The organism is Embleya sp. L77 (assembly GCF_055557415.1).
Genome location: NZ_CM145710.1, coordinates 946498 through 970586 on the forward strand (window position 1 = coordinate 946498; position 24089 = coordinate 970586).

Genomic DNA, 24089 nt, shown 5'->3' on the forward strand with positions numbered 1-24089 from the left:
CCGATCGGAGCATGCCCGCACGCCGCCGGATGTCGATCGACCTGCCCGCGAGCGCGGATCGAACGAATGTCCTGGTTCGGATCGGCGTGGGAATGGGCACCAGACGCCGCCATGGGCTGTGTGGATTCGATGACGTCCCGCTCGCGGCGAGTGCTCACCCGCTGCCGTGTCGCGCTGGGTCTGTGTCTGTGCCTCGCCGTAGCCGGGTGCGCGGACTCGGCGACCGTGCCGGTCAAGGCGCCGCAGCGGGTGGCGGCACAGGATCGGGCGGCGCCGGGGCACGCGGCGGCCGAGCCGCCCGGGCAGGGCGGCGGGCAGGCCCGGGGCGCGCAGCCGGACCTGGCGGAACGCGAGGCCGCCACGCGTCGCGAACGCGCCGCCGTGGCCGCCGCCGCGCGCAGGTGGGGCCTGGCGGCCGTACCGATCGCGGCCCCCGCGCCGCCGGCCACCCGCCCGGTGCTGCGGCCCGGCCCGGGGGTGAAGCTGCACGGCGACCTGCCGGCCGTGGTCCACCGGGTGCCCACCGAGGAGCGGGTCGTCTTCCTCACCGTCGACGACGGCGCGGAGAAGGACCCGGAGTTCGCCCGGATGGCCCGCGAACTCAACGTGCCGTTCAGCGCGTTCGTCAGCGGCTACCTGGCGCGCGAGGACTACGGCTACTTCCGCCGGCTGCACGAGCAGGGCGTGTCGGTGAACAACCACACGCTCAACCATCCGGATCTGCGCAAGCTGGGCTACGCGGGCCAGCAGCGGGAGATCTGCCGCCAGCAGGACGAATTGACCCGCGAGATCGGCAGCACTCCCCGGCTGTTCCGGCCACCGTACGGCGAGTTCAACGAGGACACCCTGCACGCCGCGCACTCCTGCGGGATCGTCGCGTTCCCGATCTGGAACCAGGAGGCGTTCCCGGACCGCATGGAGTATCGCTACGACCACGTCTTCAAGCCGGGCGACATCATCCTCACCCACTTCCGCGGCCCCGGGCAGTGGCAGGGCGACATGACCCAGATGCTCCGCCGGGTCATCGACACCGTCACCCGCCAGGGCTTCGCCCTCGCCCGCCTGGACGACTATCTGTAGCCGCCGGGGCGGCACTGCGCACCGGGACCGACGGGGGCCCGGGGCGGATCCGCCCTCGGCGAAACCCTCTTGGCTCCTCGATACGCACGATGCTTGAGTGGCGGGATGGAGATCCTGGTACTCGGCGGTACGGCGTGGGTGGGTCGTGAGGTTTCCCGACAGGCGATCGAGCGCGGCCACCGGGTGACCTGCCTGGCACGCGGCGAAAGCGGCGCACCCGCCGAGGGAGCCGTGCTCGTGGCCGCCGACCGACACGATCCCCGGGCGTACGCACCACTGCTCGATCGCGACTGGGACGCGGTCGTCGAGGTGTCCTGGCAGCCCGACTTCGTGCGCGGCGCGCTCGCCGCGCTGGCGGATCGGGTTCGGCACTGGAGCTACGTCTCCTCAATCAACGTCTACGCCGCGCACGCCGTGCCGGAGGCGGACGAATCCGCCGAACTCCTGGCGGCGACCACGCTCGGCGAGGTCGATCGCGAGCTGTACGGCGAGGCGAAGGTGGCCTGCGAGCAGGACTCGCACGCCGCGGTGGGCGAGCGACTGCTGATGCGCGCGCCGGCCTGATCGGCGGTCCGGGCGATCACAGCGGCCGGTCCGGCTACTGGGTGGGGCGGGCCGCGCGCGATCCGCACGGACCGATGCTGGTGCCGGACTCGCCGGCGGCGCCGACCCAGGTCGTCGACGTCCGCGACCTCGCCGGTTGGCTGCTGGACGCCGCGGAGGCCGGCACCGTCGGCACCTACGACGCGGTGGGCCCCACGCTCGCCTTCGCGGATTGGATCGCGCTGTCCCGCACCGTCGGCGGACACCACGGCCCGGTCGTCACCGCCGACCCGCAGTGGCTGCTGGCGCAGGGCGTGGCCGAGTACATGGGTCCGGATTCGCTGGCGATGTGGATGGTCGCCGCGGACCATGCGGGCTGGTCCGCCCGCACCGGAACGGCCGCGCGCACCGCGGGGCTTCGGCACCGCCCGCGCACGGAACTGCTCGCCGACACCCTGCGCTGGGAGCGCGAACAGGGTCTGGACCGCCCCCGCCGCACCGGCCTCACCCCGGCCCGCGAACGCGAACTGCTGGACGCCCTGGGGTAGCGGGCGGCCGAACGGGTGCTCCCGCACCACGCCCGGTTCACACCACGGTCACCGCGACGCCCGCCTCCTCGATCGCGGCCAGTTCCTCCGGCGGGGCGTCCCGGTCGGTGACGAGGTGCCCGATCCGGCTCAGCGGGCAGATCCGCGCCAGGGTCACCTTTCCGATCTTCGAGTTGTCCGCCACCACGACGGTGTGACTGCTGCGGTCGGTGAAGGCCCGGTCGGTGGCGGCCTCCAGTTGGTCGTGGGTGGTGCAGCCGTGCGCGGCGCTGATGCCGTCCACGCCCAGGAAGGTCACGTCGGTGAAGTAGTCCGCGAGGGTCTTCTCGGCGATCGGGCCGACCAGCTCGTAGCTTTCGTTGCGCGCGGTGCCACCGATGACGACGAGCGTGACGTCCTTGTGCAGGACCATCTCGGCCGCGATGTTCACCGCGTTGGTGACGATGGTGACGGGTCCGCGGTCGGCGAGGATGCGGGCGATCTCGGTGGCGGTGGATCCGCCCGTCAGCCCGACCACGGCCTTGGCCGGCACCAGCGCGGCGGCGGCCCGGGCGATGGCCAGCTTCTCCGGTCGGCGGCGCTCGCTGCGGTACTGCATCGGCGTCTCCAGGCCGATGTTGCCCACGGACGCGCCGCCGTGGGTGCGGCGCAGCAGGTTCATCGCGTCCAGGTGCTGGAGGTCGCGCCGCACCGTGGCTCCCGAGACCGCCAATACCTCGGACAGCTCCTCGACGCTCACGCTCCCCTTCGCGGAGACGTGTTCGAGGATGCGCGCGTGGCGCTCAGTTCTCAGCATATGCGCAGCATATCCGTGCGCATTCGCGCAGCCAGCGGATTCCCGGAACGGCTTCGATGCGCGATATTTCGGTGCCGCGGCGACAACTGCCGTGCGCGTCCTGCGCAAAGACGATCCCTTGACATGACGAATGTTGCTCGATTTACTGCTGCGACGCCGAGGGCAGTGCAATCGGCGTCAAAGGTACGCCCAGCCGGTAGGCGGCGCGAAGCCGCAAGCCCGGACAAAGTCGCCAGGATGTCCGCGATGTCTGTGGACCTCCGAGGCGGGGACGTATCCTCCGCATCTGGAGTTCGATGATGAACACCTTCCTCCCGCGCAGATCGGCCCGACGCTTCGCCGCGGTCACGGCGACCACCGCGGCGATCGCGGGCACCCTGTTCCTCTCGACGTCCGCCGACGCGAGCATCGGCGCGGACTCGGGCGCCGAGGCGAGCGCGGCCGCCCCCGCGAAGGCCGCGGCGATCACCCTCCCGCCGGCGCACGCCGGCTTCGACTACCAGATCGGCGGCGCCTACACCCCGCCGACCGGAGTCAAGGTGGTCACCCGCGACCACGGCGCCTCCCCGGCGCCCGGGCTCTACAACATCTGTTACGTCAACGCCTTCCAGGCCCAGCCCAAGGCGGAAGGCGACTGGCCCGCCGACCTGTTGTTGCGCCGCACCGACGACTCGATCGTCTACGACGGCAAATGGAAGGAAGCCCTGCTCGACCTGCGCACCCCCGAGAAGCGCGCCGCCGTCGCCGAGAGGGTCGCCGCCCTGATCGACGAATGCGCGAACAAGGGCTTCCAGGCCGTCGAGCCTGACAACTACGACAGTTTCACCCGCTCCGAGGACCTGCTCACCGACGCGAACGCCCAGGACTACATCGCGCTGCTGTCCGCCCACGCGCACCGACGCGGATTGGCGATCGCGCAGAAGAACACGGCCGAGCTGGCGGAGAACCGCACGGCGCTGGGACTCGACTTCGCCGTCGCCGAGGAATGCGGCCAGTGGAACGAGTGCAACGACTACACCAAGTACTTCGGCAACAACGTGATCGTGATCGAGTACACGGCGAAGGGCCTGTCCAACGCCTGCTCCAAGTGGGGCAACAAGCTCAGCGTCGTACGCCGTGACGTCGACGTGACTCCCGTCGGAAACAGCAAGTACGTGCGCAAGACCTGCTGATCCGCCCACCACCCGCGGCCCGGCGCGCACCGTTCGTGCGCGGCCGCCGGGCTGCGGGCCCGGCCGCCGCGCGCCCGCCGCGGACACGCCCCGCCCGACCGATGCCGGCATGCGTCCCGGGCGCGCGTTCGCCCCGCCCGCCGTCCCCGGGTCCGCCCGCGCCCGCCGATCCGATCGCCTGCGCGGCCTCTCCTCCACCCGTATCCGCCCGGCGTGAGTGGCCCCTTCCCTCGCCCGGTGCGCGTCCGCGCGCACCGCGGAGCCCGCCTCACGCGTTTCGAAGTCTCCTGGAGGTCCAGTGGTTCTCGGCCGGCACCATCCCGCAGGTCTCTCCCGCCGAGGCGTGCTGCGCGTCGGCGCCGGTGCCGCGGTCGCCGCGGCGCTGTCCGCGTGCGCCGGCACCGACGACGGCGTGGGTGCCGACGGGCGCGTCACGATCGAGATGTGGCACGGTCAGACGGACACCGGCCGGGCGGCCCTGGAGGCCCTGGTGGAGAAATTCCACCGCGCCCAGTCGGGCATCCGGGTCGACCTCGGCGGCGGCGTCCTGGCCGACGCGATGTTGCAGAAGATCACCGCCGCCCTCGCCTCCGGTTCCTACCCGGACATCGCCTACATCTTCGGTTCCGACCTGGCCGGCGTCGCCCGCAGCCCCAAGGTGGTCGACCTGGGCGAGAGCCTGCGCTCGGGCCCGACCCCGTGGGAGAACTACTGGGAACCCACCAGGGCGGCGGTGACGATCAACGGCAGGGTGCGGGCGGCACCCGCCGTGCTGGACGCGCTCGCGGTGATCTGCAACAAGCGGCTGTTCCGGGACGCCGGCATCCCGCTGCCGCGACCGGGCTGGACCTGGAACGACTTCCTGGCCACCGCGCAACGGCTGACCGACGCACAACGCGGCGTCTTCGGCACCGGCTGGCCGGGCGTGGGCGACGAGGACACCGTGTGGCGGCTCTGGCCGATGGTGTGGGACCTGGGCGGCGACGTGGTCGCCGAGGACGGTCGCAACATCGGCTTCAAGGACGTGGGGGCACGCGCGCTGGAGACGGTGGATGCGCTCGCCCGGAGCAAGAGCGTCTACATCGACCCCAAGCCCGGCAGCGAGCAGATGTACCAGGTCTTCGCCTCGGGCCGAATGGGCATGGTGCTGACCGGCCCGTGGCAGCTCCCGGACATCGCCCAGGCCGAGATCGACTACCACGTGGTGCCGCTGCCCACCTACAGCGGCCGGCCGATGACCATCTGCGCGCCGGACACCTGGACGGTCTTCGACAACGGCAGTGCCCGGGTGCGGGCGGCGCGCACCTTCGTGTCCTGGCTGATCCAGCCCGAGCAGGACGTCGGCTGGGACGTCGAGGCCGGCAGCCTTCCGCTGAGCCGGGCCAGCGAGGCCAGGTCCGAGTGGCGCGAGCACACCGCGCAGACCGCCGGCCTGGAGGTGTTCACCAAGGCCCTGGAGACCGCGCGCGTGCGTCCCGTGCATCCCGCCTACCCGCAGATCTCGATGGCGCTCGGTGAGGCCATCGTCTCCGTGCTGCTCGGCAAGAGCAGTCCGACCCGGGCATTGAACCGCTGCGCCGCCGCGGCCAAGGCCGCCCTCGTGATCCCGCGTTGAGTTGAGGAGCCCTCTCATGTCGTCACTGCCCGCTCCACTCACGCTCTCCGACCAGGATCGACAACGGCGCACCCTGCGCCGCGGACGCCGGCGCGAGTCGGCAACCGCGTGGGCGTACATCCTTCCGGCCGTCGTGGTCATCCTGGGTCTGAGCGTGGTGCCGTTCGTCTGGTCGCTGCTGCTCTCCTTCCGGGCCGACGACCTGGTCACCCCCAGCCGCTGGGTCGGCCTGGCCAACTACGACGCGCTGACCCAGGACCCGCACTTCGGCCAGGCCGTGCGCAACACGCTGCTGTACACGGTGTTGTACGTGCCGCTGAGCATGGCCTTCGGGCTGTTCCTGGCCCTGGTGTTGAACCGGCGGATCCGACTGGTGGGCGTGTACCGCACGCTGATCTTCGTGCCGTTCATCATCTCGGCGACGGCCCAGGGGGTGCTGTTCTCCTTCATCCTGGACCCGGAGTTCGGCGCGGCCAACTCGGTCCTGCACGCACTGGGGATCGGCCGGCAGGGCTTTCTCACCGACCCCGGGCAGGCCCTGCTGGTGCTGGTGGCCATCTCGGTGTGGAGCGGGACCGGGTTCTGCGTGGTGATCTACCTCGCGGCACTCCAGGACGTGCCGCCCTCGCTGCTGGAGGCGGCCCGCCTCGACGGCGCCGGGCGATGGCAACTGCTGCGCCACGTGGTGCTGCCCACGCTCACGCCGGTCACCGTCTTCCTGCTGCTCTGGCAGACGATCAACGCGCTGCAGGTCTTCGACCTGGTCTATGTGACCACCAAAGGCGGGCCGTTGGGCTCGACCACCGTCATCGTCTACTTCATCTGGGAGCAGGCGTTCAAGAACTTCACCGCCGGCTACGGCGCGGCAGCCGCCTACGTGCTCGCCGTCGCCCTGTCGGTGATCGGAGTGGGCATGCGGTTCGTACGCGGTCGCAAGCCCGCCGCCGTCGAGGGGGCCGCACGATGACCACGACCACCGCCGCACCCGTGCAGGCTGCCCGTCCGCGCAGCGATGCGCGCCCGACGCCGGGCTCGCGCCGGCACCGCCTGCTGCCGTTCAGCCCCTGGCATCTGCTGCTCGCGCCGCTGTCCCTGCTGTTCGCGCTGCCGCTGGTGTGGCTCGCGCTCAGCTCGGTGATGACCAACGCGGAGATCAACCGGTTCCCACCCGCGTTGTGGCCCTCGGGGATCCACCTGGGCGGCTACCGCTACGTGTTGGGCAACGCGATGTTCCCGCGCTGGTTCATGAACTCGCTGATCGTCTCGGCGGTCGCGGTGGCCTCCAATCTGGTCTTCGGGGCGTTGGGCGGCTACGCGTTCGCCAGGATGCGGTTCGCGGGTTCGCGGGCGCTGATGGTGGCGATGCTGGCCACGATGGCGATCCCGTTCCAGCTCACCATGATCCCGACGTTCCTGATCATGAAGCGGCTCGGGCTGATCGACACGCTGGGTGCGCTGATCATCCCCTCCCTGGTGACGCCGTTCGCGGTGTTCATGCTCCGGCAGTTCTTCCTGTCGCTGCCCCGGGAACTGGAGGAGGCCGCCTGGATCGACGGCTGTTCCCGGCTGCGGGTGCTGATCCTGATCGTGCTGCCACTGTCCCGGCCCGCACTGAGCACCGTCGCCGTGCTCACCTTCCTGACCACCTGGAACGACCTGACCTGGCCGCTGATCGCGATCAACCACGACACCCGGTACACCCTGCAACTGGGCCTGACCACCTTCCAGGGGCAGCACCACACCCAGTGGTCGGCCGTGATGGCGGGCAACGTGATCACCGTGCTCCCGGTCCTGCTGGCCTTCCTGGGCGCACAGAAGGCGTTCATCCAGTCCATCACCTCCAGCGGGCTCAAGGGATAGCGGTGTCAGCGGAGTTCGATCCTCCCGGGGACACCCGCCCGACGGCGCCGCCATCCAATCCGCGTCGCCATCCGACCCGCGCCGCCGTCCGACCCGACCCGAACGACCACCGCTGACCGATCGGTGCGCTCGACCGCGCCGCAGACCGGCCCGGCAGTTCGCCGGCACCACCCGCACCCAGGAAGCCCGATGCCGCACACCTTCGACCTTCTCGTCATCGGCGACGCCAATCCCGACGTCGTCCTCGGTCCCCTCGACGAGCCGCCGGCCTTCGGGCAACGCGAACACCTCGTGTCCACCGGCCTGCTCACCCTCGGCGGATCCGCCGCGATCACCGCGTGCGGCGCGGCCCGACTGGGACTGCGCGTGGCCATCGCCGGCCGGGTCGGCGACGACGACGCAGGCCGCTTCGTGCGTGCCGCGCTGACCGCCCGGGGCGTGCACACTGCCGCGCTGCGCACGGACGCGCGGTCGGCGACGCCGCTGACCACGGTGCTCACCCGCAGCGACGGCGACCGCGCGATCCTCACCGCCGCCGGCACGCTGGCCGACACCGGACCCGACGACGTACCCGAGGAGTTGCTCACGCACAGCAGACACGTACACGCCGCCTCCTACTTCCTGATGCCCGAACTCGCCGCAGCCCTGCCCGAGTTGCTCGGCGTCGCCCGAGCGCACGGCGCCGGCACCTCGCTGGACACCAACGACGATCCGACCGGCCGCTGGGATCCCGCCGGGATCGCCGCCGTCCTGCCCGTCGTCGACATCCTGCTGCCCAACGCCCAGGAGGCGATGGCGCTGGCCCTGCCGACCACCGGCACCCCCGAGGACGCCGCCGCGCAACTGGCCGCCCACGGCCCGACGGTGGTGGTCAAGAACGGCGGCGAGGGCGCGTTCGCCCACGACGGCCGCACGGTGCTGCGCACCCGCGGCATCCCGGCCCGGCCGCTGGACACGGTCGGCGCCGGCGACAGCTTCGACGCCGGTTACCTGGCCGCACTGCTCGGCGGCGAATCACCCGCCCGGGCCCTCGAATTCGCAGCCGCGTGCGGAGCCCTGTCCACCCGGGCGCACGGCGGCACGCCGGCCCAACCCACCTGGGACGAGGCTGTCGCAGCCCTCGCCCGCAACGGAAAGAACCAGTGATGACCCGCACCAAGATCGTCTTCGTCGGCGCCGGCAGCGTCGTGTTCACCCAGGGGCTGCTCGCCGACCTGTTCGCCTTCCCGGAGTTGCGGCAGGCGCACATCGCACTGCACGACATCGACCCGGAGCGGCTGGCCACCGCGCAGGGCGCGGCGCGCCTGATCGCCGCCGAACGCGGCGCGGACCCGCACATCAGCACCCACCTCGACCGCCGCGAGGCACTCGTCGGCGCCGACTTCGTGATCAACATCATCCAGGTCGGCATGCGCGAGGCCACCCGCGTCGACTTCGAGGTGCCCGCCCGCCACGGCCTGCGCCAGACCATCGGCGACACCCTCGGCATCGGCGGCATCTTCCGGGCCCTGCGCACCTTCCCGGTCCTGCGGGCGCTCGGCGAGGACATCGCCGAGATCTGCCCGAACGCCTGGCTGCTGAACTACACCAACCCGATGGCGATGAACGTCGGCTACCTCACCCGCGCCACCGGCCTGACCCGGGTGGTGGGCCTGTGCCATTCGGTCTACTGGACCATGCAGGGCCTCGCGGATCTGGTCGGGGTCCCGTACGAGGAGGTCGACTACCGCGCCGCCGGCGTCAACCACCAGGCCTGGGTGCTGCGCTTCGAACACAACGGCGCCGACCTGTACCCGAAGCTGGACGCGCTGATCGCCGAGGACGCCGAACTGCGGCGTCGGGTCCGGGTGGACATGTACCGCCGGCTCGGCTACTACCCGACCGAGACCAGCGAGCACTCCAGCGAGTACGTGCCCTGGTACCTGGGCCACGACAGCGAGATCGCCCGGCTGCGCCTGCCGGTGGGCGCCTACCTCGGCATCGTGGACGAGAACATGGCCGCCTACGAGCAGACCCGCCGGGCGCTGGCCGCGGGCGAGCCGGTCCCGGTCGAGTCCACCATGGAGTACGCGCCGCAGATCATCCACAGCATCGTCACCGGCACCCCGCGCACGGTCTACGGCAACGTGCCCAACCACGGGCTGATCGACAACCTGCCCGCCGACGGCGTCGTCGAAGTCCCGTGCCTGGTGGATGCGTTGGGCGTACAGCCCACCCGGGTCGGCGCGCTGCCCGCGCAGTGCGCCGCGCTCAACCGTGCCTACCTGAGCACGAACGACCTGGTCGTGCGCGCCGCCCTGGAGGACGACCCGCGGCACGTCCGGCACGCCGCGATGGCCGACCCGGCCACCGCCGCCGCGCTGCCGGTCGAGCGCATCTGGGACCTGTGCGACGACATGGCCCGCGCCCACGGCGACCTGCTCCAGCCCGCGCTGCGGGCCACGCTCGGGAACTGACCCGATGGACGAGCTACGCGTGGGCGTCGTCGGGGTCGGGCAGCGCGCCGCCCTGGCCGTGGAGGCGCATCGGCCGGGTCGGTCGCGGGTGGTCTCCTGCGCCGACCCCGCCGCGCGCGGACGGGCCGACGCCGTCGATCTGTTCGGCCCGGACGTCGCCGTGCACAGCGACTATCGACGCATGCTCGACGACCGGCTCGACGCGGTCTTCGTGCTCACCCCCGACGATCGACACGTCGAGCCCGGCGTGTTCTTCCTGGCCGCCGGCGTGCCGGTCTTCGTGGAGAAACCACTGGCCATCACGGTGTCCGACTGCGACCGGCTGCTGCGCACCGCCCGACAGTCGCGGACCCGGCTGTACGTCGGGCACAACCTGCGGCACCTGCCGATGTTGCGGCGGATGCGCGAGTTGATCGACGAAGGCGCGATCGGCCGGGTGCGATCGGTGTGGTGCCGGCACTTCGTCGGGCACGGCGGCGACTTCTACTTCAAGGACTGGCACGCCGAACGCGCGCGGACCACCGGCCTGTTGCTCCAAAAGGGCGCACACGACCTGGACGTGATCCACTGGTTGGCCGGCGGCTACTCGCGGGACGTGGTCGCGCTGGGCGACCTGGCGGTCTACGGCGGTAATCCGCGGCGCGAGCCGGTGCTCGCCGGCGTCGGCCGGGACGCGGCGGGCCGGGTCGAGGAGCAGGCATGGGCCCAGGACGGTTTCGCGCCCGAGGTCTGGCCTCCGACGGCGGTGACCGGGCTCAACCCGATCGTCGACGTGGAGGACATCAGCATGATGCTCACCCGCCTCGACAACGGCGTCCTGGCCAGCTACCAGCAGTGCCACTTCACGCCCGACTACTGGCGCAACTACACCGTCATCGGGGACGAGGGCCGGCTGGAGAACTTCGGCGACGGCCTGGAGGACGACCACCCCTCGATCAAGCTGTGGAACCTGCGCCGTTCCGGATACCGGGCGGATGCCGACCGCAGCGAGTCCGTGCCCGGCGGCGGCCTGCACGGCGGCGCGGACCGGACCCTGGTCGCGGAGTTCCTGCGCTTCGCGGTCGACGGCGGGCCCACCCGCACCTCGCCGGTCGCCGCCCGCGAGGCGGTGGCCGCGGGAGTCGCCGCCACCACCTCGCTGCGCGCGGGCGGCGTGCGCACCGTGGTCCCGCCGCTCGACCCGGACCTGGTGCGCTACTTCGCGGCGCACCAGAACGAGCCGCCCGGTCCACCCCCGGGCCCCGCGGCGAGCCTCTGACGAGGGGATCGCCGAGGCCCCGGGTCCGCCCGGCCGCTTCGGGCCGGCCGGGCGACCCGGGGCGCACCGCTCGCGCGCACTCGCGATCCCGGTGGCGGGTGGGCGCCGGTGCTCAGTAGTCCTCGTGGGCGAACGGCAACAGGTCCGTGCGCAGCGCGGCGTCCAGGCGGGCCGCCGCGCCCGGCGTGTGCTCCACGACGAGTCCGGCCGCCACCAGGCGGACGACCGGGGTGCCGCCGAGGTAGCCGGCCGCCAGTTCGCGTACGTCCAGGGTGAGTTCGGCCGGTGCCTCGGTCGGCGTGCAGGTCGCGCCGTCGGGGTCGGCGGTCAGGCGGAACCTGCCGTCGTTGGCGGGCACTCCCCGGTCGCGGACCCGAAGGACCACGTCGACGGGTGCCGCCCACGAGCGCGCGGTAAGCGCGGTGGGCACGTCCACCAGGCGGATCCACAACGCCGGGAACTGCTTGGTGACCCGCACCTGGTCCCGATCGGCCGCGAACAGCAGCAGCGGATCGTCCAACGGCCGGATCCAGGCCACCACCTTGCCGGTCAGGTCGATCGAGGCGAGGTAGTCCCACAGCGCGGCGGCCACCTGGGCGCTGTCGGCCTCCAGTTCGCGCACCTCGACCACCCGCGGCGTGCCGGCCGCGACGTGGTAGACGGCGTAGCCGGCCACGGGGGCACCGGGCTCGCCGAGCACGACGATCCGGGCCGGCCCCTCGTCGTCGTCATCGTCGTCGGAGTCCAGCACGTGCTTGGCCCACCACGCCTCGTCCCGGGCGAAGCGGCCCGGGCGCAGCGCGCGCGCCGCCTCGTACACGGGATCGAGCACGGGCGGCGCCTTGGCCGCGTCGATCAGCCGCAGCGGGCGCGGGTCCGGGGTGATGCGCAGGGCGAGCGGGCGTCGGCTGTCGATCTCGACGGTGTAGCCCTCGGTTCCGGGGGCGTAGCCGAAGCGGCCGTAGATCGCGTTCTCGGAGGCCCACAGACAGGACAGCGCCTGGCCGGCCGCGGCGCACCGGCGCCACTGCTCGGCCATCATCCGGGCCAGCAGCCCGCGGCGCCGGTGGGTGGGCGCGACGGCCACGAAGTCCAGCCCGGCGCAGGGCAGTTCGGTGCCGGGCACGGACAATGCGAAGCGGTGTGCGGCGACCTGGCCGACCAGGGTGTCGTCGTCGTACGCCCCGATGCGGTCGCATCTGCTCAACACGTCGCGGTAGCGCTCGCGTTTCTCGTCCGAATCCTTCTCGTGGAAGGCCAGGTCGGCGAGATCCAAGATCTGGTCCAGGTGTTCTTCGGGGATCTCCCGGATGTCGAGGCTCACCATCGTGACGCTAGCCGGGCCCGGTCGGCATCGCCATCGGGTTTCGGGACACCCGTGACCCGACGCGGCAAGGCTGCCCCCGCGTTCGGGTGAACATCGACACCGACCGGTTGCCCGGGGCGTTCGGCCTCGTTGCACAGCGGGAACGCCCCCCATCCGGGCGGCGCGAGGGTCGATACGGAGAACCCCAGTGAGCTCGTTCGACAAGGCAACCGTGCTGGCCGCGGGCACCGCCGCCCTGGTCATGGCCGGCGCGGGTGCCGCGAGTGCCGCCGCCGAGGCCGAGGGCGCCGCGGTGGGCTCCCCCGGCGTGGTCTCCGGCCTGGACGTCCAGGTCCCGATCCACATCCCGATCAACTTCTGCGGCAACACCATCGACGTGGCCGGCTTCATCAACCCGACGTTCGGGAACTTCTGCGCCAACCTCGACGGCGACCACGACGACGACCTCAAGGCCGGCCACCACGGCACGGACATGGACGGCGGCCACCACGGCTGATCCGCCAGGCCCCCGGTTCGGCCCTCCTCCCCGACCGGGTATTCGGGGCTCCGCGTGTGTGTCCGCGGAGCCCCGATCGTTGTCCCGGACCCCGCCGACGACCACGGACGCATGGGGTACAACCCATGGTTGTGTCTTCGTGGCCGATCGGTTGTTTGCTCTCGCCGTCCGTCACTCGCTTTGATGCCGGTGGTCAGCGGGTTCGGGCTCGGCGAGGGGTGCGTTGGGGATGGCGGGTCGGCGGGCGCTGGGGCGGCGGTTCGGGCGGTTGTGGGCCGCGTATGCCGTCAGCGCGTACGGCACCTCGCTCGGCTTCGGCGCGTTTCCGCTGATCGCGGTGCTCGTGCTGGACTCCGGGCCGGCCCAGGTGGCGGTGCTGGCCGCGGCGGGGCGCGCGGTGGGGGCCCTGGTGGCGGTACCGCTCGGCCCGTGGGTGGAGTTCCGTCGCAAACGGCCGGTCATGGTGGCGATGGACCTGATCCGGTTCGCGGCGTTGCTGAGCATCCCCGCCGCGTTCGCGCTCGGGCTGCTGAGCTTCGCCCAACTCCTCGTCGTATCCGTCGTCGTCGCCGCGGCCGACATCGCCTTCAAGGCGGCGGCCGGTGCGTATCTGAAGACGCTCGTGCCGCCGGCGGACCTGCTCGTCGCGAACAGCCGATTCGAGTCCACGACGTGGACCGCGATCACGGTCGGACCACCGCTCGGCGGGGCGGCGATCACGTTGTTCGGCCCGGTGACGACCGTGCTCGCCGATGCGGTCAGCTATCTGCTCTCGGCGCTGGGCATCCGCTCCATCGGCGGGTCGGAACCACGGACGGCCGCACCGCGGTTGCGGGCACGCGATCTGCCCGAGGGGTGGCGCCACATCCTCGCCCACCCCGTGTTGCGCCCGCTGTTCCTCAACACGATCGTGGTCAACGGCCTGATCATGGCCTCCGAACCGCTGATGGCCGTGCTCTTGTTGCGCGATCTCGGATACGCACCCTGGCAGTACGGTCTCGTGTTCGCGTCCCCCTGCATCGGCGGCCTGCTCGGTGCCCGCCTCGCGCCCCCGCTGGTGGCGCGGTTCGGGCGGCACAGGGTGCTTCGCACCGCCGGGACGCTGCGCGCGTGCTGGCCCCTCGGACTGGCGTTCGTGCAACCCGGCGTCCCCGGCATCGTCCTGGTCGTCACCATCCAACTCGGCTTGGTGACCTGCTGCGGCCTGTTCAACCCGGTGCTGGCCACCCACCGGCTCGAACACACCGACCCGGACCGGATCGCCCGCACCCTGACCGCCTGGTCGGTCAGCGCGAGCGCCGCCATCGCGGCGCTCACCGCGGCTTGGGGCCTGCTGGCCGCGGTCGTCGGCCCTCGCGGCGCGATCGCAGCCGCCGGAGTGCTCCTTCTGGCCACCCCCTTGCTGCTCCCGCGCCGCGAGCACGCACCGCCCCCGAAACCGGCGGAGCCGGCCGCGAATCTCCCCTGAGGCGCCGGGCGGAAACTACCGGTAGTCGTCCTCGTCCAGTTCGACGACCCGGGCCTGTTCGACCGCGTCGCCCTCGTCGGCGGCGTCCGGGTCGACGCGTGTCAGTGGTGCGTCGCGATCCCGACGGACGTCGATGTGCTGCTCGGCGGCGTCCGCTTCGGGCGTTTCCGCGGCGAGTTCCGTCGCGTCGTCGTCCTCTTCCTGGAACGTTTCCGGATCGCTGGGGTCGACAGCCACGTGGATCTCCTCGTTCTGCTCGGCGGTGACGCGAGACGACCGTATCGGTGCGGCCACCCGAACCAGCGTCGGCACGCGGGTGCCGGTCACGCGTGATCGTTACCCGGCCACTGCGCAGCCGACCCGCACCGGGCGCCGACGCCGTCGGGCAGGCAGCCGGGCACCGGGGACCGCGTGCCTCCGCCCGCCCGCGCCACCTCGCCCACCTGCCCCGCCCGCACCCCCTCGCCCCCGTGTCCTGCCTCCGCGCGCCGCCCCACGTGCCTGAAGCCCGTGCGCCTCGCCCGCCGCACCTGCATGCCCTCGCCCGCACATCCCCACCCGCACGCCCCGCGAACGAGCGTGGCCGCCGCGGTGGTTGACAGTGGAACCGAGATCACCTCTATTATTCTATCCGGAATCATATACGTTCCGAGATGGCATCGCTGATCCGAGGCGCAAAGGGGTGGCGAGTGACGCACGACGCGGTGACCGTAGCGACGGGGCGGCGACCCGGCAAGGTGCTGGCCGTGCACCTGAACTACCGCTCCCGCGCGCAACAACGCGGGCGCGTCCCCGACCACGCCTCGTATTTTCTCAAACCGAGCAGCTCGCTCACCGGATCCGGCCCGGTCGAGCGGCCGGCCGGCGTCGAACTGCTGGGCTTCGAGGGCGAGATCGCGCTCGTGATCGGCCGCACCGCCCGCCGCGTGTCCCCCGCCCGGGCCTGGGCGCACGTCGGCTGGGTGACCGCGGCCAACGACCTGGGCCTGTACGACCTGCGCTACGCGGACCGCGGCTCCAACGTCCGGGCCAAGGGCGGCGACGGCTTCACCCCGCTGGGGCCGACCCTGCTGCCCGCAGCCGACCTGCGCCCCGAGGCGCTGCGCGTACGCACGTGGCTGGACGGCGAGTTGGTCCAGGAGGACACCACCGCGACGCTCCTGTTCGGCTTCGCCGAACTGATCGCGGACCTGTCCCGGCTGCTCACCCTCGAAGTCGGCGACGTCATCCTGACCGGCACCCCCGCCGGCGCCTCGGTGGCCGAGATCGGACAGCGGATCGAGGTCGAGGTGGACAGCCTCGACCACCCCCGCCACAGCACCGGCCGGCTGCGCACCGACGTGCTCACCGGCCCCGAACTCCCCGCCTGGGGTTCCCCGCCCAGGATCGACCCGGCCACCCGCGCGGACGCCACCGGCACCCGACCCGAGGAAGCCGACGCCGGCGGGGCCGGCGCCCCCGTCGTGCTCACCGACGACCTGCGCACCCGGCTCGCCCGCGTCGCCGTGGCCACGCTGAGCGTGCAACTGCGTGCCCGCGGCTTCGACACCGTCAGCATCGACGGCGTGCGCGCCCTCACCCCGGGCACCCGCCTGGTCGGTACCGCCCGCACGCTGCGCTTCGTCCCGTTCCGCCAAGACCTGTTCGCCGCCCACGGCGGCGGCTTCAACGCGCAAAAACGTGCCGTCGACTCGCTCGAACCGGGCCAGGTCCTGGTGATGGAGGCCCGCGGCACGGCCGTCGCCGGCACCCTGGGCGACATCCTCGCGCTGCGCGCCAAGACCCTGGGCGCCGCGGGCATCATCACCGACGGCGCCGTGCGCGACAGCGCCGCCGTGGCCGCACTGGGCCTGCCCGTGCTGGCCGCCGGCGCGCATCCCGCCGTGCTCGGCCGCCGGCACGTGCCCTGGGACACCGACGTCACGATCGCGTGCGGCGGCGCCACCGTACAGGTCGGCGACATCGTGGTCGCCGACGACGACGGCGCCGTGGTGATCCCGCCCGGCCTGGTCGCCGAGGTCGTCCGGGCCGCCGAGGAGCAGGAGTCCCGCGAGCGGTTCATCGCCGAACAGGTCGCCGCCGGCGCCGGGTTGGCCGGGCTGTACCCGCTGGGCCCGGCCTGGGAGCTCGCCTACCGCGCGTGGGCCGCGACCGCGCCCGACCCCGTCGCCGCAAGCACCGCCCCGACCACCACTCGCGAGGAGCACCGATGAAGTACCGCGCCGACCCGTCCCTGATCTGCGGCTCGATCGCGCCGCTGGTCACCCCCTTCACCGCGGCGGGCGCGGTCGACGCCGCCGCGCTGCGCCGCCTGGTCCGCTGGCAGGTCGCGGCCGGCTCGCACGGCATCTCGCTCGGCGGCTCCACCGGTGAGCCGTCCGCGCAGACCCTCGCCGAGCGGGCCGAGGCGATCCGGGTGGTCGCCGCCGAGATCGACGACCGGGTGCCGTTCCTGCCGGGCACCGGGTCGACCAAGCTGGACGAGACCCTGGAACTGACCGGGATCGCCCGGGACGCGGGCGCCGACGCGGTGCTGATCATCACGCCGTACTACGCCCGCCCCACCCAGGAGGCGCTGTTCACCTGGTACTCGACGATCGCCAGCGAGTATCCGGACCTGCCCGTGGTGATCTACAACGTGCCGAGCCGCACCGCCGTGGAGATCGATCCGCAGACCGTGGCCCGCCTGTTCCGGGCGCACGAGAACATCGTCGGCATCAAGGAGACCACCAAGGACTTCGAGCACTTCTCCCGGGTGATCGAGGCCGCCGGTCCGGAACTGCTGGTGTGGTCCGGCATCGAACTGTTGTGCCTGCCGGTACTCACCCTGGGCGGAGCGGGCTTCGTCTCCGCCCTCGCCAACATCGCACCGAGCGCGGTCGCGCAGATGTACGAGGCCTACCAGGCGGGCGACCTGGGCCGGGCCCGCGAACTGCACTACGCGGTCCAGCCGCTGGTGGACCTGCTGTTCGTGGAGACCAACCCGGCGCCCGCCAAGTGGCTGATGCACCAACGCGGCCTGATCGGCTCCGACTTCGTCCGGCCGCCGCTGCTGCCGCTGTCCGAACGCGGCCGGGCGCGCGTGACCGCCCTCGCGCAGAGCCGGCTCGACCTGCTGACCGACCCCGCCCTTGGAGAAGAAGCCATATGAGCACCACCACGACGACGCCCGTCGAGCATTCCGGGGTGCCCACCGCGCTGCCGACCCGACTGCGCCACTTCATCGACGGCCGACACGTCGACTCGCTGGACGGCGCCACCTTCGAGGTCTGCGCGCCCGCGTCCAACCTGCCCTACGCCACCGCCGCGGCGGGCAAGGCGGCCGACGTGGACGCCGCGGTCACCGCCGCCCGACGCGCGTTCACCTCCGGCCCGTGGCCGCACATGCAGGCCAAGGACCGGGCCGGGGTGCTCAACCGGATCGCCGACGAGGTCGAGCGCCGGGACGCGCGACTGGCCGAGTTGGAGACGTTCGACACCGGCCTGCCGATCACCCAGGCGCTGGGCCAGGCGCAGCGCGCCGCGGAGAACTTCCGCTTCTTCGCGGACCTGATCGTCGGTCAGACCGACGAGGCGTACAAGGTGCCCGGTCGTCAGCTCAACTACGTCAACCGCCGGCCGATCGGCGTCGCCGGCCTGATCACGCCGTGGAACACGCCGTTCATGCTGGAGTCGTGGAAGCTGGCACCGGCGCTGGCGGCCGGGTGCACGGTGGTGCTCAAGCCGGCCGAGTTCACCCCGCTGTCCGCGTCCTTGTGGGCGGACATCCTGACCGAGGCGGGCCTGCCGCAGGGCGTGTTCAACCTGGTCGGCGGATTCGGCGAACAGGCGGGCGCGGCCCTGGTCGAGCACCCGGACGTGCCGCTGATCTCGTTCACCGGCGAGACCACCACGGGCCGGACGATCTTCGGCTCCGCCGCCCGGCACCTCAAGGGCCTGTCGATGGAACTCGGCGGCAAGTCCCCGGTGATCGTGTTCGCCGACGCCGACCTGGACGACGCGATCGACGCCGCGTTGTTCGGCGTGTTCTCGCTCAACGGCGAGCGCTGCACGGCCGGTTCGCGGATCCTGGTGGAGCGGGCGGTGTACGACGAGTTCGTCGAGCGGTTCGCCGCCCGGGCCGAGCGCATCGTGGTGGGTCCGCCGCAGGACCCGGCCACCGAGGTGGGCGCGCTGGTGCATCCCGAGCACTACGAGCGGGTGCTCGCGTACGTGGAGGTGGGCCGGCGCGAGGCGCGGCTGGTCGCGGGCGGCACCCGGCCCGCGCACCTGCCGGTGGGGAACTATCTGGCGCCGACCGTCTTCTGCGACGTGCCGGCGGACGCGCGGATCTTCCAGGAGGAGATCTTCGGGCCGGTGGTGGCGCTGACCCCGTTCGCGGACGAGGCGGAGGCGATCGAGCTGGCCAACGCGGTCCGCTACGGCCTGGCCGGTTACGTGTGGACCAACGACCTGCGCCGGGCGCACCGGGTCGCGCAGAGCGTCGAGTCCGGCATGGTGTGGATCAACTCGCACAACGTGCGCGATCTGCGCACCCCGTTCGGCGGGATCAAGGCCTCGGGGCTCGGCCACGAGGGCGGCTACCGCTCGATCGACTTCTACACGTCGCAGCAGGCCGTGCACGTGGCCATGGCGCCGCTGCACACCGCCCGGTTCGGTGCCGCGTGACGTGGCGTCCGTCGCGGCCGGGCCGTAGCCCGATCCCGTGGCGGAGCGCTAGTTTCCGGATCGGGCCCCGGTGACCGGGTCCGCTCGCGCCGGCCGAATCCGGCGCCTCGAACAGGAGGAGAGTGCGATGCCGACTTCGTCCGTTCCGCCCCTGCCGCCCGTGCCCACCACCCGTCCCGGGGCGCCCGCCCCCGAACCGGGCGCGCTGCCCTGCCCGGACATCGTGCGCGCCGCGTACGCCGAGCTGGTGGTCACCGACCTGGACGCGTCCCGCGAGTTCTACGTGGACCTGCTCGGGCTGGTGGTCACCCACGAGGACGAGGACGCGGTGTATCTGCGCGCCTTCGAGGAGTACCTGCACCATTCGCTGGTGTTGCGGCGGGGTACGGCCGGCGCGCTGGCCGCGCTGGCGTACCGGGTGCGCGCGCCGCGGGAGGTCGACGTGGCCGAGCGCTACTACCGGGCGCTGGGGGTGCCGGTGCAACGCCGCGCGCCGGGCGCCACCCGCGGCATCGGGCCGGCCGTACGGGTGCTGGACCCGCTGGGGTTCCCGTTGGAGTTCTTCTACGAGGCCGAGCACGTACCGCGGTTGCATCAGCGCTACGACCTGCACGGCGCGGGCGCGATAGCCCGGCTGGACCACTTCAACATCGTGGTGCCGGACGTGGCCCGGGCCGAGCGCTACTACCGCGACCTGGGCTTTCGGGTGACCGAGGACATCCGTGGCGAGGACGAGACGTTGTACGCCTCCTGGCTGCATCGCAAGGACACCGTGCACGACATAGCGCTGACCGGCGGCGACGGACCGAGGCTGCACCACATCGCGTTCAGCACGCACGAGCGCGGCCAGGTGTTGCACGTGTGCGACCTGCTCGGCGCCCGCCGCCGGTCCGCGCACATCGAGCGCGGGCCGGGGCGGCACGGGGTGTCCAACGCGTTCTACGTGTACGTGCGCGATCCCGACCTGCATCGGGTGGAGATCTACACGACCGACTACTACACGGGCGATCCCGACCACCCGGTGCTGTCCTGGGACGTGCGGGACAACCAGCGGCGGGACTGGTGGGGCAACCCGGTGGTGCCGTCCTGGTACGCGGAGGCATCCCCCGTGCTGGACCTGGCCGGAAGCCCGCAACCGGTGTCCACCCGGCAGGAGAACCACGAGGCGGACGTGACGGTCGGCGCCGACGGCTTCTCCTTCGCGCGGGACGCGGACGGCGACGGATTCCGGATCGGGTCGCAGCTCTGAGTATTCGCCCCTGGTGTACGATCTGAAATCGTATCCGAAATAGCTGACTGGAGAAGTAGGATGCGCCTGCGGCAGCCCCTCGCCGTCACCACCTACCCGAGCGCCGAGCGCTCCGAGCAGCCTCCGGTGCTGCTCGTGCACGGGTTCTGCTCCAGCGCGCGCCGCGCGTGGCTGGAGACGGGCATGGTCCGGACCCTGCTCGAAGCCGGCCGCACCATACTCGCGCCGGACCTGCGCGGCCACGGCGCCAGCCCCGCACCGACGAGCGCCGAGGAGGTGGACGCGATCGCCTCGGCACAGGACCTGTTGGCCGTGGTCGACGCGTACGACGCGGACCGGTTCGACGTCGTCGCGTACTCGCTCGGCGCCCGCCTGGTCTGGCAACTGGCCGAGCTGGCCCCGGAGCGGATCGGCCGGGTGCTGCTCGGCGGGCTGAGCCCGACCGAGCCGTTCTCCGCCGTGGACGTCGCGGAGCTGCGCCGGGCGGTGCACGACGAGGCCGCCCCGTCCGCCGATCCGCTCATCGGGATGATCGCGGGCATGATCCGCGCCGAGGGTGCCCGCGCGGACGGTCTGGTGACCTGTGTCGAGGGCCTGCGCAGCACGCCGTTCGCGCCGAAGCCGTGGGCGGGCGGCACGCCGCCGTGGTTCGTGGTCGGCGTCGACGACGCGATGACGCACGGCACCGGGGAACTGCTCCCGCTGGCCCCGGGGTCCCAACGGGTCGCCATGGCCGGCGACCACCACGGCGTTCTGGCCAACCCGTTCTTCCGCGAATTGGCCGTTCGGGTCCTCGACCGCTGACCCGCCGCGGCGCACCACGCCCACCGGACCACGCCGGACCCCGCCGGGCCGGGACACCTCGTCCCGGCCCGCGACCGTGTCCGGCCCAGATTGAGGAGACCGTAGTTGAGTCCCGCAAAGGCAACCACCGCCGCGAGCAAGGCCGCCAAGGCGTCCAAGTCGGAGATGTGTTACGAGCTGCTGCGCAGCCGCATCCTCGACGGCACCTACGGGCCCGGATACCGGCTGGTGTTCGACCAACTCGCCCGCGAGGCGGGGGTCAGCACCATCCCGCTGCGCGAGGCGGTGCGCCGGCTCCAGTCCGACGGCCTGGTGGAGATCGTGCGCAACGTCGGCGCCCGGGTGGCGGTCTTCGACCGTTCGCAGGTCGAGCACTCGCTGAACGTGCTGGCCCGCCTGGAGGGTTATGCGACCGCGATCTCGGCGCCGCTGATGAGCGCCGCGAACATCGCCGAGGCCCGGGCGATCAACGACCGCATGGTCGAGGCGCTGGCGGACTTCGATCCCACCGCGTTCACCGCGCTCAACCGCAAGTTTCATTTCTCGCTCTACGCGCATTGCCCCGACAAGCACCTGAACGCGCTGCTCGAATCGGAGTGGGCGCGGCTGGACCACATGCGCCGATCGACCTTCACCTACGTGCCCGGGCGGGCCCGCACCTCGGTGCGCGAGCACGAGAATCTGCTCGACCTGATCGGCGCGGGCGCCGACCCGCGGGTGATCGAACAGGCGGCGTGCGCGCACAAGATCGCCACCGCGGCCGCACTGCACCAGGCCAAGGCGGGGACGCCGTAGCGGCGCGGCGGTACACGGGCCTCGCGCGGGGCCACCCGAGGCCATTCGCCGCACGAGGAAGGGCGGGCTCTGTCGAGCCCGCCCTTCCTCGTGTCGTCCGACCACTCCGGGGCCGTGCGTCACCCACCCCCGCTGCGCCGGCGTCGGTCAGACCAGCAGCTGACCGCCGTCCACCGGCACGATCGTGCCGGTGATGTGCGCCGCGGCCGGCGAGGCCAGGAACACCGCGAGCGGCGCGACGTCCTCGGGCACCGCGATCCGGCCGAGCGGGATCCGCGCCTCCCAGGCCTGCCGGGCCTGCGGGTCGGACATCAGGCCGGCGGTCATCGGGGTGTGCACCGGTCCGGGTGCGACGCCGTTGACCCGGATGCGGTGCGGGGCCAGTTCGATCGCGCCGGTGCGGGTGAGCGCGTCCACCGCCGCCTTGGTGGCCTCGTAGTGCCCCAGTCCCGCGGTGGGTTGGCGGGCGCCGATCGAGCTGATGTTGACGATGGCACCGCCGGCGCCCTCGGCGATCATCCGCCGGGCGGCGGCGACCGTGACGGTGAAGGTGCCGCGCAGGTTGACCGCGACCACGGTGTCGAAGACCTCGATCGGCAGTTCGACGAGCAACCCGGCGCCGGCGACCAGCCCGGCGTTGTTGACCAGCACCGCGAGCGGGCCGACCTCGGCGACGACCCGGTCCAGGGCCGAGGCCACCGACGCGGGGTCGGTGATGTCCAGTGCGACCGGGACGCCGTCGAGTTCGCGGGCGACCCGCTCGGCCGCGTCGGTGTCCCGGTCGGCGATCACGACCCGGTCGCCGTGCTCGGCGAAGGCGCGGGCGACGGCCGCACCGATGCCGCTCGCGCCACCGGTGACCACCACGACCCGGCCCGCGCTCATCGGGCCTCCGCCACGATCACCCGCGGGCTACCCGGCAGTTCGAGCAGGTCCACCGGTTGCCAACCGGCCTCGACGAGCCAGCCCTCGACCTCGCCGCGCGGGTGGACGGTGGTGCCGTCGATGACCAGGTACTCCCCCGCGTGCAGAGTGTCGATCAGCCGCGGGGTGCCGTCCGGCTCCAGGAAGAAGTCGAGCAGCAGCAGCCGGGCCCCGGGCTCGGCCGCCTTGCGCGCCGCCGCCACGATCCGCCGGTTCTGCTCGGCGTCGAAGCGGTGCACGACATGCTCCAGGAGCACCAGGTCGAAGCCGGTGGGCACCTCGTCGGTCAGCGGGTCGGCGGTGACCACCTCGACCCGCTCCTCGACGCCGGCCGCGGCCAAGGTCTGCTCCGCGTGGCCGACCAGGTCGCCGCCGGACACGAAGGTCGCCCGCAACTCGGGATGCGCCCGCAGCGCCTCGGCCAGGAAGGATCCGGACAGACCGGCCAGGTCCAGTACCCGCCGGTGCGCGCCGAAGTCGTAGGCCCGCGCCAACATCCGCGCGTGCAACGCGTTGTAGGTCATCACGCCGCCGAGGAAGACGCCGAGCCGGTCGCCGCCCAGGTCGAGCGGGGCCGGCCGCGCGGTGCGCGAGGTCTCGGCGAAGCCGAGCCAGTGCGGGTAGCTGACGGTGTCCAGGAAGCTCAGGAACGGACGCAGGTCCACGTCCTGCCCGGACCCGCCGAGATGGCGCAGCGTGGCGGGCGAGTTGGCGTAACCGTCCGCGTCGCGCTCCAGCAGCCCAAGGGCGACCATCGCGTCGGCCAGGATGAGCGCGGTCCGGGTGGGCAGTCCGGTGCGGGTCGCGAGTTCTTCCAGTGGCACGCGACCGTCGGCCAGGGCCGCGAACAGGCCCGCCTCGTTGGCCGCGAACAGCTGCTTGGCGGCCATGTATCCGATCGCGACATCGACGATGGAATCGGGGCCGACCTCGGCCTGGACGTCCGAGGGAACTGACATCGGATCTCCTCGCGGGACAGGAAGTTGGTATCTGGAATGCTATATGATTACCGATGCCGTCAACAATGGCG

The 24089-nt window shown here is 72.3% G+C and carries 21 protein-coding genes and 1 pseudogene; 17 read left to right on the plus strand and 5 right to left on the minus strand.

Going from position 1 to position 24089, the window contains the following annotated elements; all coding sequences use genetic code 11:
* Positions 1 to 129 precede the first annotated feature (129 nt).
* Positions 130 to 1080 (plus strand): polysaccharide deacetylase family protein, encoded by a 951-nt coding sequence (locus tag ACZOOI_RS34200; protein ID WP_465283440.1) that lies wholly within the window; start codon positions 130 to 132, stop codon positions 1078 to 1080.
* Positions 1081 to 1185: 105 nt separating this feature from the next.
* Positions 1186 to 2171, plus strand: a pseudogene (locus ACZOOI_RS34205) (NAD-dependent epimerase/dehydratase family protein).
* Between the two features lie 37 nt (positions 2172 to 2208).
* On the opposite strand, the gene ACZOOI_RS34210 reads toward ACZOOI_RS34205, so the two are convergent.
* The gene (locus ACZOOI_RS34210) at positions 2209 to 2967 is read right to left on the minus strand and encodes a DeoR/GlpR family DNA-binding transcription regulator (RefSeq protein WP_465283441.1); all 759 of its coding nucleotides are present in this window, start codon (positions 2965 to 2967) and stop codon (positions 2209 to 2211) included.
* 299 nt (positions 2968 to 3266) lie between these two features.
* On the opposite strand from ACZOOI_RS34210, the gene ACZOOI_RS34215 reads away from it, so the two are divergent.
* From ACZOOI_RS34215 to ACZOOI_RS34245, 7 genes are all read left to right on the plus strand, one after another.
* The gene (locus tag ACZOOI_RS34215; protein ID WP_465283442.1) at positions 3267 to 4139 is read left to right on the plus strand and encodes an endo alpha-1,4 polygalactosaminidase; all 873 of its coding nucleotides are present in this window, start codon (positions 3267 to 3269) and stop codon (positions 4137 to 4139) included.
* A 298-nt stretch (positions 4140 to 4437) separates the two neighbouring features.
* Positions 4438 to 5754 carry an extracellular solute-binding protein gene (locus tag ACZOOI_RS34220; RefSeq protein ID WP_465283443.1) on the plus strand — a complete coding sequence of 439 codons (1317 nt, stop codon included), beginning with the start codon at positions 4438 to 4440 and terminating at the stop codon, positions 5752 to 5754.
* Positions 5755 to 5770: 16 nt separating this feature from the next.
* Complete coding sequence (locus ACZOOI_RS34225; RefSeq protein WP_465283444.1) at positions 5771 to 6721, plus strand: carbohydrate ABC transporter permease; 951 nt, start codon at positions 5771 to 5773, stop codon at positions 6719 to 6721.
* On the plus strand, positions 6718 to 7614 hold the full coding sequence (locus tag ACZOOI_RS34230; RefSeq protein ID WP_465283445.1) for a carbohydrate ABC transporter permease: 897 nt from the start codon (positions 6718 to 6720) through the stop codon (positions 7612 to 7614). Before ACZOOI_RS34225 ends, ACZOOI_RS34230 begins: the two co-directional genes overlap by 4 nt.
* A 189-nt stretch (positions 7615 to 7803) precedes the next feature.
* Positions 7804 to 8760 (plus strand): carbohydrate kinase family protein, encoded by a 957-nt coding sequence (locus ACZOOI_RS34235; RefSeq protein WP_465283446.1) that lies wholly within the window; start codon positions 7804 to 7806, stop codon positions 8758 to 8760.
* Positions 8760 to 10070 carry an alpha-galactosidase gene (melA, locus tag ACZOOI_RS34240; protein ID WP_465283447.1) on the plus strand — a complete coding sequence of 437 codons (1311 nt, stop codon included), beginning with the start codon at positions 8760 to 8762 and terminating at the stop codon, positions 10068 to 10070. Before ACZOOI_RS34235 ends, melA begins: the two co-directional genes overlap by 1 nt.
* 4 nt (positions 10071 to 10074) lie before the next feature.
* Entirely contained in the window at positions 10075 to 11328 is a 1254-nt protein-coding gene (locus tag ACZOOI_RS34245) for a Gfo/Idh/MocA family protein (RefSeq protein WP_465283448.1), read from the plus strand.
* Between the two features lie 112 nt (positions 11329 to 11440).
* Here ACZOOI_RS34245 and ACZOOI_RS34250 read toward each other — a convergent pair whose 3' ends face one another.
* Positions 11441 to 12655, minus strand: coding sequence for a GNAT family N-acetyltransferase (locus tag ACZOOI_RS34250; protein ID WP_465283449.1), 1215 nt, complete (start codon positions 12653 to 12655; stop codon positions 11441 to 11443).
* Between the two features lie 187 nt (positions 12656 to 12842).
* Here ACZOOI_RS34250 and ACZOOI_RS34255 point away from each other — a divergent pair, with 187 nt between their 5' ends.
* Positions 12843 to 13151, plus strand: coding sequence for a chaplin (locus ACZOOI_RS34255; protein ID WP_465283450.1), 309 nt, complete (start codon positions 12843 to 12845; stop codon positions 13149 to 13151).
* Between the two features lie 229 nt (positions 13152 to 13380).
* The gene (locus ACZOOI_RS34260; RefSeq protein WP_465283451.1) at positions 13381 to 14619 is read left to right on the plus strand and encodes an MFS transporter; all 1239 of its coding nucleotides are present in this window, start codon (positions 13381 to 13383) and stop codon (positions 14617 to 14619) included.
* A 15-nt stretch (positions 14620 to 14634) separates the two neighbouring features.
* Here the strand turns inward: ACZOOI_RS34260 and ACZOOI_RS34265 are convergent, their stop codons facing one another.
* The gene (locus ACZOOI_RS34265) at positions 14635 to 14856 is read right to left on the minus strand and encodes a hypothetical protein (protein ID WP_465284099.1); all 222 of its coding nucleotides are present in this window, start codon (positions 14854 to 14856) and stop codon (positions 14635 to 14637) included.
* Positions 14857 to 15323: 467 nt separating this feature from the next.
* On the opposite strand from ACZOOI_RS34265, the gene ACZOOI_RS34270 reads away from it, so the two are divergent.
* The 6 genes from ACZOOI_RS34270 to ACZOOI_RS34295 all read left to right on the plus strand — a co-directional run bounded on the left by ACZOOI_RS34270 (position 15324) and on the right by ACZOOI_RS34295 (position 22135).
* A complete protein-coding gene (locus tag ACZOOI_RS34270; protein ID WP_465283452.1) occupies positions 15324 to 16832 on the plus strand; it encodes a fumarylacetoacetate hydrolase family protein in 1509 nt (502 codons plus the stop codon).
* Complete coding sequence (gene dapA / locus ACZOOI_RS34275; protein ID WP_465283453.1) at positions 16829 to 17770, plus strand: 4-hydroxy-tetrahydrodipicolinate synthase; 942 nt, start codon at positions 16829 to 16831, stop codon at positions 17768 to 17770. Before ACZOOI_RS34270 ends, dapA begins: the two co-directional genes overlap by 4 nt.
* Positions 17767 to 19287 (plus strand): 5-carboxymethyl-2-hydroxymuconate semialdehyde dehydrogenase, encoded by a 1521-nt coding sequence (gene hpaE, locus ACZOOI_RS34280; protein ID WP_465283454.1) that lies wholly within the window; start codon positions 17767 to 17769, stop codon positions 19285 to 19287. Before dapA ends, hpaE begins: the two co-directional genes overlap by 4 nt.
* Positions 19288 to 19414: 127 nt before the next feature.
* The gene (gene hpaD, locus ACZOOI_RS34285; protein WP_465283455.1) at positions 19415 to 20536 is read left to right on the plus strand and encodes a 3,4-dihydroxyphenylacetate 2,3-dioxygenase; all 1122 of its coding nucleotides are present in this window, start codon (positions 19415 to 19417) and stop codon (positions 20534 to 20536) included.
* A gap of 60 nt (positions 20537 to 20596) precedes the next feature.
* Positions 20597 to 21340: an alpha/beta fold hydrolase gene (locus ACZOOI_RS34290; protein ID WP_465283456.1), complete on the plus strand. Its 744-nt coding sequence runs from the start codon at positions 20597 to 20599 to the stop codon at positions 21338 to 21340.
* A gap of 105 nt (positions 21341 to 21445) precedes the next feature.
* Positions 21446 to 22135: a GntR family transcriptional regulator gene (locus ACZOOI_RS34295; RefSeq protein ID WP_391583648.1), complete on the plus strand. Its 690-nt coding sequence runs from the start codon at positions 21446 to 21448 to the stop codon at positions 22133 to 22135.
* 147 nt (positions 22136 to 22282) lie between these two features.
* Here the strand turns inward: ACZOOI_RS34295 and ACZOOI_RS34300 are convergent, their stop codons facing one another.
* Together ACZOOI_RS34300 and ACZOOI_RS34305 are read right to left on the minus strand one after the other, a co-directional pair.
* Positions 22283 to 23020 carry an SDR family NAD(P)-dependent oxidoreductase gene (locus ACZOOI_RS34300; protein ID WP_465283457.1) on the minus strand — a complete coding sequence of 246 codons (738 nt, stop codon included), beginning with the start codon at positions 23018 to 23020 and terminating at the stop codon, positions 22283 to 22285.
* A complete protein-coding gene (locus ACZOOI_RS34305; protein WP_465283458.1) occupies positions 23017 to 24018 on the minus strand; it encodes a methyltransferase in 1002 nt (333 codons plus the stop codon). Before ACZOOI_RS34305 ends, ACZOOI_RS34300 begins: the two co-directional genes overlap by 4 nt.
* Positions 24019 to 24089: the final 71 nt, after the last annotated feature.